Annotated in this window: 11 protein-coding genes; 3 read left to right on the top strand and 8 right to left on the bottom strand. The window is 45.0% G+C overall.

The features are described 5' to 3' along the window. Positions 1-2,076: 2,076 nt before the first annotated feature. Positions 2,077-2,292 (top strand): type II toxin-antitoxin system HicB family antitoxin, encoded by a 216-nt coding sequence (locus ACSAZK_RS04490; protein WP_440956207.1) that lies wholly within the window; start codon positions 2,077-2,079, stop codon positions 2,290-2,292. Next, positions 2,293-2,535 carry a type II toxin-antitoxin system HicA family toxin gene (locus tag ACSAZK_RS04485; RefSeq protein ID WP_440956206.1) on the top strand — a complete coding sequence of 81 codons (243 nt, stop codon included), beginning with the start codon at positions 2,293-2,295 and terminating at the stop codon, positions 2,533-2,535. Positions 2,536-3,139: 604 nt separating this feature from the next. Here ACSAZK_RS04485 and ACSAZK_RS04480 read toward each other — a convergent pair. The 3 genes from ACSAZK_RS04480 to ACSAZK_RS04470 all read right to left on the bottom strand — a co-directional run bounded on the left by ACSAZK_RS04480 (position 3,140) and on the right by ACSAZK_RS04470 (position 5,464). Beyond that, positions 3,140-3,886: a uracil-DNA glycosylase family protein gene (locus tag ACSAZK_RS04480; RefSeq protein ID WP_440956205.1), complete on the bottom strand. Its 747-nt coding sequence runs from the start codon at positions 3,884-3,886 to the stop codon at positions 3,140-3,142. A 444-nt stretch (positions 3,887-4,330) separates the two neighbouring features. Further along, positions 4,331-4,501 carry a hypothetical protein gene (locus tag ACSAZK_RS04475; protein ID WP_440956204.1) on the bottom strand — a complete coding sequence of 57 codons (171 nt, stop codon included), beginning with the start codon at positions 4,499-4,501 and terminating at the stop codon, positions 4,331-4,333. 303 nt (positions 4,502-4,804) lie between these two features. After that, positions 4,805-5,464, bottom strand: coding sequence for a hypothetical protein (locus ACSAZK_RS04470; RefSeq protein WP_440956203.1), 660 nt, complete (start codon positions 5,462-5,464; stop codon positions 4,805-4,807). A 165-nt stretch (positions 5,465-5,629) separates the two neighbouring features. Between ACSAZK_RS04470 and ACSAZK_RS04465 the strand changes: the two genes are divergently transcribed. Continuing rightward, on the top strand, positions 5,630-6,715 hold the full coding sequence (locus tag ACSAZK_RS04465) for a PD-(D/E)XK nuclease family protein (protein ID WP_440956202.1): 1,086 nt from the start codon (positions 5,630-5,632) through the stop codon (positions 6,713-6,715). Positions 6,716-6,781: 66 nt separating this feature from the next. Here ACSAZK_RS04465 and ACSAZK_RS04460 read toward each other — a convergent pair whose 3' ends face one another. The 5 genes from ACSAZK_RS04460 to ACSAZK_RS04440 form a co-directional block, all read right to left on the bottom strand. Further along, positions 6,782-9,760 carry a HEAT repeat domain-containing protein gene (locus ACSAZK_RS04460; RefSeq protein ID WP_440956201.1) on the bottom strand — a complete coding sequence of 993 codons (2,979 nt, stop codon included), beginning with the start codon at positions 9,758-9,760 and terminating at the stop codon, positions 6,782-6,784. A gap of 424 nt (positions 9,761-10,184) precedes the next feature. After that, a complete protein-coding gene (gene gyrA, locus ACSAZK_RS04455; RefSeq protein WP_440956200.1) occupies positions 10,185-12,887 on the bottom strand; it encodes a DNA gyrase subunit A in 2,703 nt (900 codons plus the stop codon). A 14-nt stretch (positions 12,888-12,901) separates the two neighbouring features. Continuing rightward, a complete protein-coding gene (gene gyrB / locus ACSAZK_RS04450; RefSeq protein ID WP_440956199.1) occupies positions 12,902-14,806 on the bottom strand; it encodes a DNA topoisomerase (ATP-hydrolyzing) subunit B in 1,905 nt (634 codons plus the stop codon). A 191-nt stretch (positions 14,807-14,997) separates the two neighbouring features. Then, positions 14,998-15,135, bottom strand: a complete 138-nt coding sequence (locus tag ACSAZK_RS04445) for a hypothetical protein (protein WP_156153690.1) — start codon at positions 15,133-15,135, stop codon at positions 14,998-15,000. Between the two features lie 388 nt (positions 15,136-15,523). Next, positions 15,524-16,642 carry a DNA topoisomerase IV subunit A gene (locus ACSAZK_RS04440; RefSeq protein WP_440956198.1) on the bottom strand — a complete coding sequence of 373 codons (1,119 nt, stop codon included), beginning with the start codon at positions 16,640-16,642 and terminating at the stop codon, positions 15,524-15,526.

Genomic DNA, 16,642 nt, shown 5'->3' with positions numbered 1-16,642 from the left:
CATGTAAATTCTCTATCCTTCTGTGCTTAAGGGATACTATCAGTAAATTCCTAAAAAATAATACGGAACCCAGGTTATGACTAATATTACCTCATATATCATAATATATCCAGAAACAAGTGTACTAATATTTGCTTCATTTTTATAATATTAAGTGTATTACTTTCACTTTCAATTATTTTCGTTTTATTTTTTTGAAATGAATTCTAATAGTTCTGCTTTTCCTTGAGAAATACTTGCAAAAAAGTAGTTGTCTCAATAAATAGTGAGGATAAATTGGCAGAGCAATCTCATAATAAATAACGTGTAAACTCCAAAAAACTCACCCCAAAAAATCAGAACCCACCCGGCGTCTCTACCTATCATCCCCCACGAACCGTTTCTGCCACCCGAGTTGCGCCTCGGGATCACAGAAAATCGGAGATTTTCTGGGAGTTGCACTGTAAGTGCAACAGCACGGTGTCCTTTTCGCTCACCCGAGTTCCGCTTCGGGAGCACGGTGTCCTTTTCACTCACTTCGTTCGCTCAAGAGGACGATTTCAGGTGTTTTTTCATGATTTTTTAGGCTGAGGCCGGGCTTTTTTCAGAGGAGGAGTAGAAGGTGAAAAGGGGCGGCTTTTTCTCTATTTTTGGATCACGTTCGGTGGACTAAAATAACTGTTTTTTTTATTTTTCTCCGGCGGGCTCCTCCTGCTCATCCCCCACGAACCGTTTGCAATCTGAAGTTCTTCCTCGTCCCTCTCCTCCAAGTTTCATTTTCTAACAGATTGATGAGGCGGAGGCCGGGCTTTTTCAGAGGAGGTGTAGAAAGTGGAGGGGCGGCATTTTCTCGATTTGAGGAGCTCGTTCGCCGGACTAAAATAACTTCTTTTTTATTTTTCTCCGGCGGACTCCTCCCGCTCATCCCCCACGAACCGTTTGTACCACCCGAGTTCCGCTTCGGGAGCACGGTGTCCTTTTCCCTCACTTCGTTCGCCCAAGAGGACGATTTTATCCGTTTTCTAACAGATTGATGAGGCGGAGGCCGGGCTTTTTTCAGAGGAGGGGTAGAAGGTGGAGGGGCGGCTTTTTCTCGATCTGAGGATTGCGTCCGTCGGACTAAAATAACTTCTTTTTTATTTTTCGCCGACGGGTTCTTCCCGCTCATCCCCCACGAACCGTTTGTAACACCCGAGTTCCGCTTCGGGAGCACGGTGTCCTTTTCCCTCACTTCGTTCGCTCAAGAGGACGATTTCAGGTGTTTTTTCATGATTTTTGATGCGGAGGCCGGGCCTTTTTCAGAGGAGTAGAAAATTAACGGGGCGGCTTTTTCTCGAATTGAGGATTACGTTCGGCAGATTAAAATAACTTCTTTTTTATTTTTCGTCTGCGGGCTCCTCCCGCTCATCCCCCACGAACCGTTTGCAATCTGAAGTTCTCCCTCGCCCCTCTCATCCGAGTTCCATTTTCTAACATATTGATGAGGCGGAGGCCGGGCTTTTTTAAGAGGAGGAGTAGAAAGCGGAGGGGCGGCTTTTTCTCTATTCGAGGATTACGTTCGGCGGACTAAAATAACTTCTTTTTTATTTTTTGCTTGTGGACTCCTTCCGCTCATCCCCCACGAACCGTTTGCAATCTGAAGTTCTCCCTCGCCCCTCTCCTCCGAGTTTCATTTTCTAACAGATTGCTGATGCGGAGGCCGGGCTTTTTTCAGAGGAGGAGTAGAAGGTGGAGGGGGCGGTTTTTTCGATCTGAAGATCACGTTCGGCGGACTAAAATAACTTCTTTTTTATTTTTCGCCGAGGACTCCTCTCGCTCATCCCCCACGAACCTTTTGCAATCTGAAGTTCTTCCTCGCCCCTCTCCTCCGAGTTTCATTTTCTAACAGATTGCTGATGCGGAGGCCGGGCTTTTTTCAGAGGAGGAGTAGAATGTGAAAGGGGCGGCTTTTTCTCGATCTGAGGATCACGTTCCGCGAATTAACATAACTTCTTTTTTATTTTTCGCCGGGAGCTCCTCCCGCTCATCCCCTCCACAGGTATAAATAAAATCACCGGAATATGATTTATAAGACATTTTTAAATGAGGAAAGACTGAATGAGAGAATTTACTGTTGTAATCGAGCAGGATGAAGATGGAATTTATGTGGCATCCGTGCCCGAACTCGAGGGCTGCCATACCCAGGCAGAGACTCTGGACGAACTTAACAGGCGGATAAAAGAAGCTATTGAACTCTACCTTGAGGTCGAATCCGAAAAAACCGGGGAAAAACTCGATTTTATCGGGATTCAGAAGGTTAAGGTTGGCATCTGAATGAGTAAGATTAGCCCTCTTCCTCACAAAAAAGTCATAAAAGCACTTGAAAACCTGGGGTTTGAACAGGTAAGGCAGAAGGGCAGCCACCTGTTTATGCGGCATCCCGATGGCAGGACGACAATCATTCCGGTGCATCCAACTGAAAAGATTGGAAAAGGAATGATCAACAAAATCATAAAGGATGTAAAAATTACCAGGGATGAGTGGATCGAACTCATAAAGAGCCTTATCGTTTTCTAACACCCGAGTTCCGCTTCGGGATCACAGAAAATCGGAGATTTTCTGGGAGTTGCACTGTAAGTGCAACAGCACGGTGTCCTTCCCGAATTGCGCCTCGGGAGTACGCGGTCCTTTTCGCTCACTTCGTTCGCTCAAGAGGACGATTTTAGGTGCTTTTTCTGATTTTTGATGCGGAGGCCGGGCTTTTTCCAGAGGAGATGTAGAAGGCTGAGGGGGCGGCTTTTTCTCGATTTGAGGATCACGTTCGGCGGATTAAAATAACTGTCTTTTTATTTTTCTCCGGCGGGCTGCTACTGCTCATCCCCCACGAACCGTTTGCAATCTGAAGTTCTCCCTCGCCCCTCTCCTCCGAGTTTCATTTTCTAACAGATTGATGAGGTGGAGGCCGGGCTTTTTTCAGAGGAGGAGTAGAATGCGGAGGTGGCGGCTTTTTCTCGATCTGAGGATCTCGTTCGGCGGACTAAAATAACTGTATTTTTATTTTTCTCCGGCGAGCTGCTACCGCTCATCCCCCACGAACCGTTTACAAAATCGATGTTTCATGGAGCCCCGACAAAAATCTTTCATGCGCAACAGTTTACAGGTTATCTTGAAGCTTAGGATTTCAATTCAGTTTCTTGAAGAGGAGCTCATAAGCAAATTTTTCCTTTTCGGATAATTTGTTCCAATCTGCAGCATGTGGGATTATAACAGTATCATAAATTGCTTTTTTATCGCTTTTTGAGGAAATGAAAATACTTTTTCCCAGGTTGTTATATTGCAAGTCTATGATTTCATTTAGAGTAGGATATCCTGTTTTCTTGTGTTGTAGCAGGAGTTTAAAACAATGTGAGAAATATTTGGTTGAACTCAATCCCATCAGAATGATTAATTCCGGTTTCATCACATCAATGATCTGGCCAAAATATCGATTTGCACATTTCATATCTGGCGAACGATCTCTTTTTCTTTCTTTACTGAATACGAATGGATAACAATTTGCCGTGTGAATCCAGAATACGGAATTTTTCCATTTTTCGATTGCTGTTTCCAGATTTTCTTCTGGGTAAACTTTTGGTAGCAAAAAATCCGATAAAAATGAATTTTTTAATGAATTCAATTCATGGTCTGCCCATGCCTGCTTTGACGGAGCCTGAGAAATAAACAGGACTTTTTGACCTCTCCAATCATCTATCAGTGGTTTACCGTTGACCAGTTCATTAATGCTGATTGTCCGATTTCCAGTTGTTTTTAGAGGAAACAGGTACCTATCCCGGTAACATCCTAGTTCACAGTTGCGAATATTGTTTATGGTTTCTGTCATTTTTTCATTTTTACCTTCTAAACCTGATTCTGAAATACCCGCTTCCATATTTTCACCTGTAATTCATGGTTTTGTTATTTCTTATGACGCAACTAATTAATAATTTTTTATCATTTAATCTGTAGTTTTTTAATTTTGGACTACGCCGCCCGCTTCGCGGGCGTGTTGTTGCCCCGTTTTCTGAGAAACATTACGACTTCGCCGGATCCTGTATTCTGAAAATCTTCTAAAAAACCGGGAACTACCTTATCCAAAAGATCACCTATGAAGGAGGCCGGGCTTTTTTCAGAGAAGGAGTAGAAAGGTGAATGGGGCGGTTTTTCTCGATCTGAGGATTACTTTCGGCGGACAAAAATAACTTCTTTTTTATTTTTCTCGGGCGGGCTCCTCCCGCTCATCCCCCACGAACCGTTTGCAATCTGAATTTCTTCCTCGCCCCTCTCCTCCGAGTTTCATTTTCTAACAGATTTTTAGGCGGAGGCCGGGCTTTTTTCAGAGGAGGAGTAGAAGGTGAATGGAGCGGTTTTTTCTCGATCTGAGGATTTCGTTTGGCGGGACTAAAATAACTTCCTTTTTATTTTTCGCCTGTGGGCTGCTCCTGCTCATCCCCACGAACCGTTTGAAATCTGAAGTTCTTCCTCGCTCCTCTCCTCCGAGTTTCATTTTCTAATAGATTTTTGATGAGGAGGCCGGGCTTTTTTCAGAGGAGGATTCGAAGGCGGAGGGGGCGGCTTTTCTCGATTTGAGGTGCTCGTTCGGCGGATTAAAATAACTTCTTTTTTATTTTTCGTCGGCGGGCTCCTCCCGCTCATCCCCCACGAACCGCTTGAAAAATCGATCTCCACGGAACCCCTTTTAAAGCTCTCTTAGCCGCTTTCTAAATGATTTGTGAGGTGGAGGGTGGGCTTTTTAAATAGGAGATGGATGTGGAAGGGGTGGTCTTACCCGATTTTCGATACGAATTTTTCATGTTTTAAAATAGTGTCTAATAATATATTTTCTAAATTCTCTCTTACTACGGTTTTTCTCAACGTATTCCGGAATATATGGGGGAACTATGTATGATAATTTCATAATCAATGAACTGTAAAATCTATTCCATACAATTTTTGTCACACCAAGAAATATAAATCCAGATATTGAATTATAATTGCATAATGCCCTGTTCCAAACAATCTTTGCAATCAATAAACTCTTTCTATCATTTACACTTTCATTGTTACCATAGGCTAATCTGTTATTCATAGTTTGAATTATTTCAGTATCGGTTTTTAATATCCTCAAATAATATTTTAATATGAGGAGAATTAAGAAAACAACTAATAAAATAATACTTAAACAACTTCCCAAGCTTCCAATAAAACTGGTACCAAAAATTAGCAGTAAAATAGTTAAAATATGTTGGCAATAAGATCCAAAGTCATCAAAAAAGTTTAGTTTCCCGATATAGCGATCCAATTTATAATTTACCTTTTTGTGTGGATCATACTTTTTTGAGTTTTCTTCACTTCTTCTAACAATTCCCAACCAATAAGAATTTCTTTTATTGAATGAGGTTTTTGTTAATTTATTTTCCATCAGGTTCTTAATGCATTCCTCATAAATATTGGTCATGTCATCTCTCACACTCAAAAGACACTTAATAGATGCTTTGACCAGAAGTTCTTTTATTTTATTTCCGTTCCTAAAATTAAATATTCTCCTCACCCTCTATATTATATAGTATCCCCTTAAAAGTAGAAAGAACAACTATTAAAATATTGAGATATTCTTATGTCCTTGTTTAGTAATTTGCTTCAATTAAACCCAAATCAAATCCCACAAGAAGATTTCTTCACAGAGATTTTTGCTCATCTTTTGAAATCAGATTCTTACTTGCTAAGTAGTTGGCTAAAAGAATTTGACGTATCAGAAACTAATCATAAAAATGTATTCGTAGAAACTCAGGCATCTTTTGGACTTTTGGATAATCACTTTTCTGGAAGTAAGCCGGATATTTATATTGAAGTTTCAGAGGGCAATTATAAAGAAATAATATTTATTGAATGTAAAATTAATTCAGGCGAAGGCTATCAGCAACTTCAGAGATATGCGGAACATCTAGACAACCTCAGTTCAATTAACAGAGGGATCTTGGTTTACATAACAAAAAATTATGAAAAAAAGGAATCTGACTATATTTTTAAAAAATGTTCTAACGGAAACAAACTCTTTTTCTTTCAATTAAGATGGTACCAGATATACAATTTTTTGAAACTATTCAATAAACAAGCACAGAATGAATTAGTTAACGAAACTTTAGAATTTATGGAGGAGTCAAATCTGTCGGTTAACAACAGATTTTCTAGTATTGATCTTTTAGCTTTAACAAACTTCCCTCGAGTAAAAAAAATGATGGATGAAACAATGTTTGGGGAAGTTTCTGAAAAATTCGAAAGAATTGCGGGAGGCATTTCCCAAAAATCTAGTTGTATGACACACCTAAAGGATTATGATACTTACGTTTATTATCAATCTCAAACCCAAAACTATGAATTTGGTTTTTACTTAGGTTATTGGCTGAAAAACTTAGATATGAATGATTACCCAAAAGTTGGATTCTCAATAGAAGTATCTCCAAATGCGAATAAACGTGATGAAATAATTGAGGCAATGAAAAACATTGTAGAAGATTCAGAAAATTGGACAGGTTACGGGTTGAATGCATCAAAATCTTGGGCTGGAATAGAGCATCTTACAACCCTTGATAAGTTCCTTCATGAAGATGATCACTTGGAGACAGTACGAACTCATTTATTAAATATTCTTGATGAGGTCGATGAATTCAAAATCAAATACCCTCATTTACCTTGGAAAATTCCTCCAATTAAAAAGTAAATCACCCGGTTTTTTAGCCTCAACATTATAATCCTATTTATCAAACTTAGTGGGTCTGGAAATCTATCATTCATTACCCTTAAAACGGAAAATCAGGTTCTTCAACTCATAAATCTTGTCAGCTACAAGCTTAGGAACATTAGTTTCCATTTCATAAGAGGCGAGTAGTGGAATTATTGGAATGGCAACCTTAAGTTTTTGAGTCGTACTCAAAGGAGAATATAATTCATAGAGTACTTCATCAATCTTTTCTTTCATTCCAGGGATATCGTTTTTGATCTCTTCCAGAGTCCGTTGGATGATCTCGAGATATTCCTGTGGGTTTTGTAGTTCATCTACCGATTCTACTAATCTGTCAACTGAGTCTCTTAATCCTTTAATTTCATTTAGAATTGGAGTTGTTTTTTTGTTTACTTCACCTAAACCTATTTTAAGGTCGGAAATCCCTTGTTCCATGTTGATTATCTTTTCATTCATGGATAAATGTGGGATCAAAGGAATGATAGTACAGACTATTGCATATTGTTTTACAATATCCCTTTCTTCCCGAATTTGGCTAATTCTATCAAAAACATGCTGATTTTTGGATGTTTTAGGGATAGTTGATTCTAAAGTAAAAATGAGGCTTTCAACATGCCAGCTCATTTCTTCCTGACTACCTATTTCCCATTTCTGAACTTCTCGACTGACAGCGCATGCAATTTCTTCCGTATCAGTATCTTTCGATACCTGGCACGCGGTCTTTGCTTTTTCCTGGATTTCTTCGAGAAGGGATTTCAGATTACGATCGAGAATGGGAAACCCTTTTCTCATTACTATTGTAGCAGATGGTGCCTTTTCTTCGGTATTCTTCATCAACTCTGCGGCTTGCTCGCAGTATTTCCTGTAAAAATTGAGTTCTCCTTTCTTTGCTTCCAGATCCATATTTTCAAGGTTCTGGACTTCTTTTAATGCATTAGCAAGATTTTCAACTGCTTCGAAGAGTAGTTTTTTATTCTCTGATCTACCGATCTCAGTTTTTGCCTCTGTGAGGTATTTCTCAACTTCATCTTTTGCTTCTCGCTTTTTAGCAGAAATTATTGTATAAAATGAACGGTAAAAGGGGAAGCAAAATTTCGATGGATTATCCCAAGTAGACTCCTTTGATGCTTTTTCAAAAAATTCAATCGCTTTTTCTAGTTCTTCTAAGTATACTTCTTCACTCTTGGATTGAGACGCTCTATATATTGAGATTCTACCCAGAGAGTGATATGCATTTACTCGTAAATAGCTGTCTTCATCTGAAGTGAGTCTGTGTAAATCTTTCCACGCCTGCTCTTTATCCGGCACATATCGAAAAACTGTTCCAAGTGTTTCTGCCGCTTTCAACCGCACATAGTTGTCTTCATCTGAAGTGAGTCTGTGTAAATCTTTCCACGCCTGCTCTTTATCCGGCACATATCGAAAAACTGTTCCAAGTGCTCCTGCCGCATATCTTCGCACATAGTTGTCTTCATCATAAGTGAGTCTGTGTAAATCTTTGCATAACTGTTCTTTATCCGGAACCTGTTCAAAAACACTTATAAGTGTTTCTGCCGCTTTCAACCGCACATAGTTGTCTTCATCTGAAGTGAGTCTGTGTAAATCTTTCCACGCCTGCTCTTTATCCGGCACATATCGAAAAACTGTTCCAAGTGCTCCTGCCGCATATCTTCGCACATAGTTGTCTTCATCATAAGTGAGTCTGTGTAAATCTTTGCATAACTGTTCTTTATCCGGAACCTGTTCAAAAACAGTTATAAGTGTTTCTGCCGCTTTCAACCGCACATAGTTGTCTTCATCATAAGTGAGTCTGTGTAAATCTTTGCACGCCTGTTCTTTATTCGGAACCTGTTCAAAAACAGTTATAAGTGTTTCTGCCGCTTTCAACCGCACATATTTGTCTTCATCAGAAGTCAGTCTGACTAAATCTTTCCATACCTGTTCTTTATCCGGAACCTGTTCAAAAACAGTTATAAGTGTTTCTACCGCTTTCAACCGCACATCGCTGTCTTCATCAGAAGTCAGTTTGTGTAAATCTTTCCACGCCTGTTCTTTATCGGGAACATGTTCAAAAACAGTTATAAGTGTTTCTACCACTTTCCATTGCACATCGCTATCTTCATCTGAAGTCAGTCTGACTAAATCTTTCCATACCTGTTCTTTATCCGGAACACGTTCAAAAACAGTTATAAGTGCTTCTACCGCTTTCAACCGCACATATTTGTCTTCATCAGAAGTCAGTCTAACTAAATCTTTCCACGCCTGCTCCTTATCCGGAACATGTTTAAAAACAATTATAAATGCTTCTACCACTTTCCATTGCACATATTTGTCTTCATCAGAAGCCAGTCTGACTAAATCTTTCCACGCCTGCTCTTTATCCGGAACCTGTTCAAAAACAGTTATAAGTGCTCTTGCCGCTTTCAACCGCACATATTTGTCTTCATCATAAGTGAGTCTGTGTAAATCTTTCCACATCTGTTCCTTTTCCAGAACCTGTTCAAAAACAGTTATAAGTGCTCTTGCCACTTTCAACCGCACATCGCTATCTTCATCAGAAGTCAGTTTGTGTAAATCTTTCCACGCCTGTTCCTTATCCGGAACATGTTCAATAACAGCTATAAGTGCTTCTACCGCTTTCAACCGCACATATTTGTCTTCATCAGAAGTCAGCCTGACTAAATCTTTCCACGCCTGTTCTTTATCCGGAACATGTTCAAAAACAGTTATAAGTACTTCTGCCACTTTCAACAGAACATACCTGTTTTCATTGTAAGTCAGTCTGTGAATATCTTTCCACGCCTGTTCTTTATCTGGAGCATATTCAAAAACGTTTATAAGTACTTCTGCCGCAATCCTTCGCACATCACTGTTTTTATCTGAAGTCAGTCTGTGTAAATCATCTTCCGCCTTTTCTTTATCAGAATGATATTTAAATTTGCTACTTAGTTGACCCACTACTTTTCCACTTTTTTCTGTATCTGCACTATTAGATTTTCTATGGATTTCTTCCTGATCAACCAATTCCCTACACCATAACCCTCTAACACTCCAAAATTAATAAATCATTCTCATTTTTTCCCAATTATAGCCCCTTCCCCTCTCTTACTTCACATCCTCCAGAATCTCCCCGTACTCCCCCAACTTCTGGACAGCTACATGCAACATACATATCCTCGTCCAGTTGACCACAACTTCATCCCTTTTCTTGAATCTTGGCATTTCGAGAAAATTGATGAAACATCCGTAGGTTTTTTATCAATCAACCTGCCATCCCCTGAATTCGAAAAAACCCTCCAAAAAAACCGGCATCTCCCCTCTCCAAAAAAATCAATTCAAAAAAAAGACCCCAAAAAAATCCATAATCCGCCCGGCCTCTCCCCAAACCGAAAGGAAAACCCCGTCGCCGGAAAATCTCACATCCGGCGGGGGCCAAATTACCATTCGATTATTCTTCTTCGATTTCTCCTGCCACGGGCAGTTTCATCTGTTTTTCATCATCGCCGTTTTCGGTTTTGATTCTTGCCATGCTTACGACTTTGTCGCCGGATTTGAGGTTCATGATGCGGACGCCCTGGGTGTTCCTGCCCTGGACCGAGATGTCGGTGGCAGGGATGCGGATTATGATTCCTTCGGCGCTGGTGATCATGAGTTCGTCGTCGTCGGCGACGGATTTGACGTTGGCTACGTAGCCGTTTCTTAGGGTCGTGTTGATGGTGATTACGCCTTTTCCTCCGCGGCGGTGGGCAGGGTACTGGGTGTACTCGGTGCGTTTTCCGTAGCCGTTTTCGGTGAGAGTGAGGAGTTTTGTGCTCTCATCGACCAGGTCCATACTCACCACCTTGTCATCGGGACCGTCAAGGGTCATGCCGCGGACACCGCGGGCTGAACGGCCCATGGAACGGACGTCGGCTTCGGAGAAGCGGATAGCTTTTCCTTTCTTGGAGACCATTACGATTTCCCGCTTGCCGTCGGTCAGGAGGACCTTCACGAGCTCGTCACCTTCCGCAAGGCCGACTGCAATGATGCCACCTTTGCGGGGGTTTTTGAAGTCCGAGAGCGGGGTCTTTTTGATCGTGCCTGCCTGCGTTACCATCAGGAGGAAGCGGTCTTCCGAGAACTCCTTTACCGGGATCATGGCGTTTACCATTTCACCGTCCCGGAGTTCCAGGAGGTTTACTATGGCTTTGCCTTTGGACTGGCGGCTGCTTTCTGGAATCTCGTAGACCTTGCGCCAGTGGACCCTGCCTCTGTTCGTGAAGAAGAGGATGTAGTTGTGGGTTGAAGAGATGAAGAGGTTTTCAACGAAGTCCTCGTCTTTTGTCTCCATGCCGATTATACCCCTGCCTCCGCGGCGCTGGCGGGAATAGGTGTCCAGGGGAAGCCTCTTTATATAGCCGCTGTCGGTGATCGTGACAACCACGTCTTCTTCGGGGATCAGGTCTTCGTCAGTCACCTCTTCGGCAAACTGCACGATTCCTGTCCTGCGCTTGTCCCCGTACTTTTCCCTTATCTGGGTAAGCTCGTCCCGGATGATCCCGTACTTGAGCTCGTCGCTTGCCAGGATCTCCTTGAGTTCGGCAATCAGCTTGATGAGGCTTTCGAGCTCGTCGAGGACTTTCTGGGTCTCAAGGCCCGTCAGGCGCTGCAGGCGCATGTCAAGGATGGCTTTTGCCTGGATCTCGTCAAGTTCGAAGTTTTCGACCAGGCCCTGCTTCGCTTCCTCGGCGTTTTCCGAGGCGCGGATAAGGGCCACAACCGCATCTATGTTATCCAGGGCGATCTGGAGGCCTCTCAGGATGTGAGCCCGGCCTTCGCTTTTCCGGAGGTCATACAGGGTCCGTTTCTGGATGATTTCCATCCGGTGGGCCAGGTAGATTTCCAGGAGCTCTTTCAGGTTCAGCTCCTTCGGTTTCCCGTCCACCAGGGCCAGGTTGATGATCCCGAAGGTGGTTTCCATCTGGGTGTGCTTGTAGAGCTGGTTCAGGAGAACATTGGGGTTCGTGCCCCTGGAAAGTTCTATTACTACCCTGATCCCTTCCCGGTCCGACTCGTCCCTCAGGTCGGAAATCCCGCTGATGACCTTATCCCGGACAAGGTGGGCGATGTTCTCGATCATCCGCGCCTTGTTCACCTGGTAAGGAAGCTCGGTTACGACAATCTGCTCCCTGTCCTTCTTGAGCTTCTGGATCTCGGCAACCGCCCGGATCTTAACAGGGCCTCTCCCGGTCATGTATGCGGACCTGATCCCTGCAGTTCCCAGGATGTTTGCGGCTGTCGGGAAATCGGGGCCTTTGATGACGTTCATCAGTTCCGAAATTGTCGTTTCAGGCTCGTCGATAAGCATGAGGGTCCCGTCGATGACCTCTGTGAGGTTGTGGGGGGCCATGTTCGTCGCCATCCCGACGGCTATTCCCGTGGACCCGTTGATCAGGAGGCTCGGAAGCTTTGCGGGCAGGACTTCCGGCTCTTCCAGGGACCCGTCGTAGTTGGGCCTGAAAGGCACGGTCTCCTTGTCGAGATCTGCCAGCATCTCTTCCGTAATTTTGCCCATGCGGACTTCGGTGTAACGCATGGCTGCTGCCGAATCCCCGTCAATGGACCCGAAGTTCCCCTGCCCGTCGACCATCGGGTAGCGTAAAGAGAAGTCCTGGACCATGCGCACGATACTGTCGTAGACAGCCGAGTCCCCATGGGGGTGGTACTTACCGAGCACGTCTCCGACCACGCGGGCGGACTTCTTGTAAGGCTTGTCATGGGTGATCCCGGACTCTTTCATGGAATAGAGGATCCTGCGGTGGACAGGTTTTAGCCCGTCCCGCGCATCGGGAAGTGCCCTTCCCACGATCACGCTCATGGCGTAGTTGATGTAGGACTTTTTCATCTCGTCGTCGATAAGGACCGGGACGATTCCCTGCTTATCTTCGGGATCTTCTTCCGGTTCCTCTTCCGGATCTCCTTCCGGATCTCCTCCCGACTCTCCTTCAGGTTCTGCTGCCGTTTCTCCTTCAGGTTCTGCTGCCGTTTCTCCTTCAGGTTCTGCTGCCGTTTCTCCTTCAGGTTCCTCTTCAGGCTCGTCCGGGATCAGGGTTGCCTGGAAAGAGTTTTTCTTTTCGGCTTCGGTCCTGTTTTCTTCGTCGTATTCTGCCATTTTTTTCCACCACCTCAGATGTCCAGGTCCACGACTTCTTTTGCGTGCTCTTCAATGAAGTTCCTGCGCGGTTCCACCTCGTCTCCCATCAGGACCCGGAAGATCTCGTCGGCGTGAATAGCGTCTTCCAGAGTCACCTGGAGCAAAATCCTGGTATCCGGGTCCATGGTGGTTTCCCAGAGCTGGTCAGGATTCATTTCCCCGAGACCCTTGTAGCGCTGGACGGCTGTGCCCTTTTCCCCGATCTCCGCAAGTTTTGCATTGAGATCCCTTTCCGTGTACATGTAGTGTTCAGCCTTGCCTTTCTTTACCTTATAGAGGGGAGGCTGGGCGATATAGACGTAGCCGGCATCGATCAGGGGACGCATGTAGCGGAAGAAAAAGGTCAGGAGAAGCGTCCGGATGTGCGCCCCGTCCACATCGGCATCGGTCATGATGATGATTTTGTGGTAGCGGGCACTGTCAAGTTCAAAGTCCTCGCTTACGCCCGTGCCAAGCGCGGTTATAAGGGCAACAATCTCGTTGTTTTTCAGGATCTTTGCAAGCCTCGATTTTTCAACGTTCAATATCTTGCCGCGTAAAGGCAGGATAGCCTGGAAACCCCGGTCCCTTCCCTGTTTTGCCGAACCTCCTGCCGAGTCTCCTTCCACGATATAGATTTCGCAGGCTTCGGGGTTCTTATCCGAGCAGTCCGCAAGCTTGCCGGGCAGGGTGCTGACTTCAAGGGCACTCTTTCTCCGGGTAAGTTCCCTTGCCTTTTTCGCAGCTTCCCGGGCCCGCTGGGCAAGGAGGGCTTTTTCGAGGATTATGTTTGCAACTTTAGGGTTTTCTTCAAAGTACTCGGAAAGCCCGTCGCTTACCATGGAGTCCACAATCCCCTTTACTTCGCTGTTCCCGAGTTTGGTTTTTGTCTGTCCCTCAAACTGGGGCTCCATTAGCTTGACGCTTATAATCGCGGTCAGGCCTTCTCTTATATCGTCGCCCGAGAGTTTAGCCTCGTCCTTTGCGAGCTTGTTTGCTTTTATGTAGTCATTTGCAATGCGGGTAAGGGCACTCTTGAAGCCGATGATGTGGGTCCCGCCTTCGTGGGTGTTGATGTTGTTGGCAAAGGAGTACACGTTTTCGGTGTATGAGTTGGTGTACTGCATTGCGATTTCCACTACCATATCGTCCCTTTGCCGCTCGAAGTAGATCGGTTTTTCATGCAGGGGCTGCTTCTTCTTGTTCAGGTAATCCACGAATTCCACGATCCCGCCTTCGTAGTTCAAGGGATTCGTCTGGCCTTCCGGGCTTCTCAGGTCCTTCAGGATTATGTTGATGCCCCTGTTCAGGAAAGCTAGTTCCCGAAGCCTGTTCAAGAGGATATCGTACTGGTATTCCGTGGTTTCGAAAATTTTAGTGTCGGGTTTGAAGGTCGTCTTCGTCCCCGTAGTTTCCGAAGTGCCTGCTTCGCTTACCGGCCCTTCCGGGATCCCCCGGGTGTAGCGCTGGACATACCTCTTATTGTCTCTCCATACCTCCACTTCCAGCCATTCCGAAAGCCCGTTTACCACGGACACTCCTACCCCGTGCAGCCCCCCGGAAACCTTGTAGGTATTCTTGTCGAATTTCCCTCCCGCATGTAGTACTGTCATTACTACTTCCAGGGCGGATTTCTTGTGTATGGGATGGGGGTCGATAGGGATTCCTCTCCCGTTGTCCAGCACAGTCACGCTTCCGTCGGGGTTGAGAGTGACTTCGATACTGGTACAGAAGCCTGCAAGGGCTTCGTCAATGCTGTTGTCTACAACTTCGTAGACAAGGTGGTGGAGCCCGCGGCTGTCCGTGCTCCCTATATACATGCTGGGGCGTTTCCGGACAGCTTCCAGGCCTTCCAGGACCTGGATGTGCGAAGCGTCATAAACCTGTTTATCACTCATCTGGGTTTATTCTCCATGAAAATCTAATAAAAGTAATTATCTTATGTGTTGAAACGTATTCTTATATTTTTCAAAATTCGCGGGAAAACTCTGCCCAAAATAAAACCTAAAAATCGTGCCAATTTTGTAAGCCTTCAATTTTTATTTTGTAACTTTTATATTTCATATTTATGTTTATTCCACGAACAAATTCAATATGCGTTCATATATTTTAAGTCTTTAGCTTCCCCGGATTTCCAGCCCTTTTTTTTAATGTTTACGTCCCTGAAAATGAAGATTTTTCGGGACTTTCCATTTAAATATTTTCCCTTTGTAAGCGGATTTTCCACGCATTAAAATATGGGATAAAATATTTGCGAAGATTTAATATAAACACTTTGAACTTTATGAGCACAGAGCAGCAGTCAGGGCGCTCCGGGATATCCCTGACCACCCCAGGGGTGTCCATGGAACTCACTCATGAGTGCACAACAACCCCATGAGCAGTTCCTGAGCCACAACTCTGAGCCACATCCCGGGCACACTTCATTACTCTCCGGAACATCCGGGTTATTCCAAACATCCGGACTCACATCTGGAAATTCAGTCCGGAACTCATTCAGGGACTGATGAATTCCGGTTACTGATGAATTCCAATTTCCGGGGCCTGCTTCTCGAGGCATACTGTATGTATATCAGGCTGTGTATCAGGCATATCCGGGAAAGTCATCCCCGTGTTCAGGCCATCCCCGTCTCATTGAGCCGATTAGGGAGATAGGTCTCTGTCACGAAGTCCAGGCCCTTTCCGGCAAAGGCCTGCTGTTCAGCCTTCTTCCCGATCTTGAGCTGGAGTTCGATTTGCTCTTTCCAGTACTCGGACTCAAAACGGGGGTCCGAAAGTTCGCTTCGAAGAGCGCTTATGTCCTGCTCGGTAAGCTTGTCCGTGGAAAGTTCGTATTCCACGATATCCGAGGGCTGGACTCCCAGGAATTTAGCTTTCGGGGTTGCCATGTATTCCGAGAGGTGGGCACTTTTGATTGCCCCGTAGGCAACCGAGGCGAAAATCCTGTAAGACCAGGGGTCGCCGTCAGTAAAGACCGCTACCGGGATGTCGAGTTCCTCGTTCATGCGCTTGATTATGCGGCGGGTGGAACGGGCGGGCTGGCCTTTGAGGTGCACGAGGATGGCGTTGTAAGCCTCGTCAAAGCCGTTTTCGATCAGCCTGGCGTACATACCACCGGTTTCGACAGCCATTATCATGCTTGCATCGTGCTTTTTGAACTCAATATTTTCCACGTTGAAGGGGATCTGGTATCCTCCTTCCCCCACATCCTTCTGGCAGTGAATGTTCCGCTCCCCGCGTTTTGTTTGCTCGGTAAGCTCTATCGGGCCGAACATGGTTGCCCCGTCTTCTTCGGGGCGCATATGGAAAAATTCCCTCTGGAGGGTTGTCAGGAGTTCCAGGTCTTCGATCAGGCGGTCACTCTCGGCCTGTTCCTTGAATTTGGCGGCATCCCAGCCTTCCGAGATATAGTACAGTTCTCGAAGGGTTGAACCGCGGTTCTGGGTAAGGTGCTCGTTTATTATGAAGTCCGTGGCATAGGTGGTCTTCAGGAGCTGGAATGCCCCTTTCACGGTCTTTGCGCTCCTTTCGCTTTCCCGGTCCCCGTAGACCCAGACATCGCTCCGGTCGCAGTACTCGATGTTCGCCTTGGTCCGGCTCGGGAGGCTGACGCTCGGGACAGTCTCGTTTTCGAACTGGGTGTAAATCCTTTCCACAATTTCCAGCAGCTTTGTCCTGGCAAGGGAATCGCTTGCAGCTCTTTTGTTTTCCCTGCTCTGTCCTTTTTTGCTCAT

The sequence above is a fragment of the Methanosarcina sediminis genome, assembly GCF_052056915.1.
Taxonomy (GTDB): Archaea; Halobacteriota; Methanosarcinia; order Methanosarcinales; family Methanosarcinaceae; genus MTP4.
Note: the sequence above shows the minus strand (reverse complement) of the source record. Positions and strands in the feature narration are given on the sequence as shown.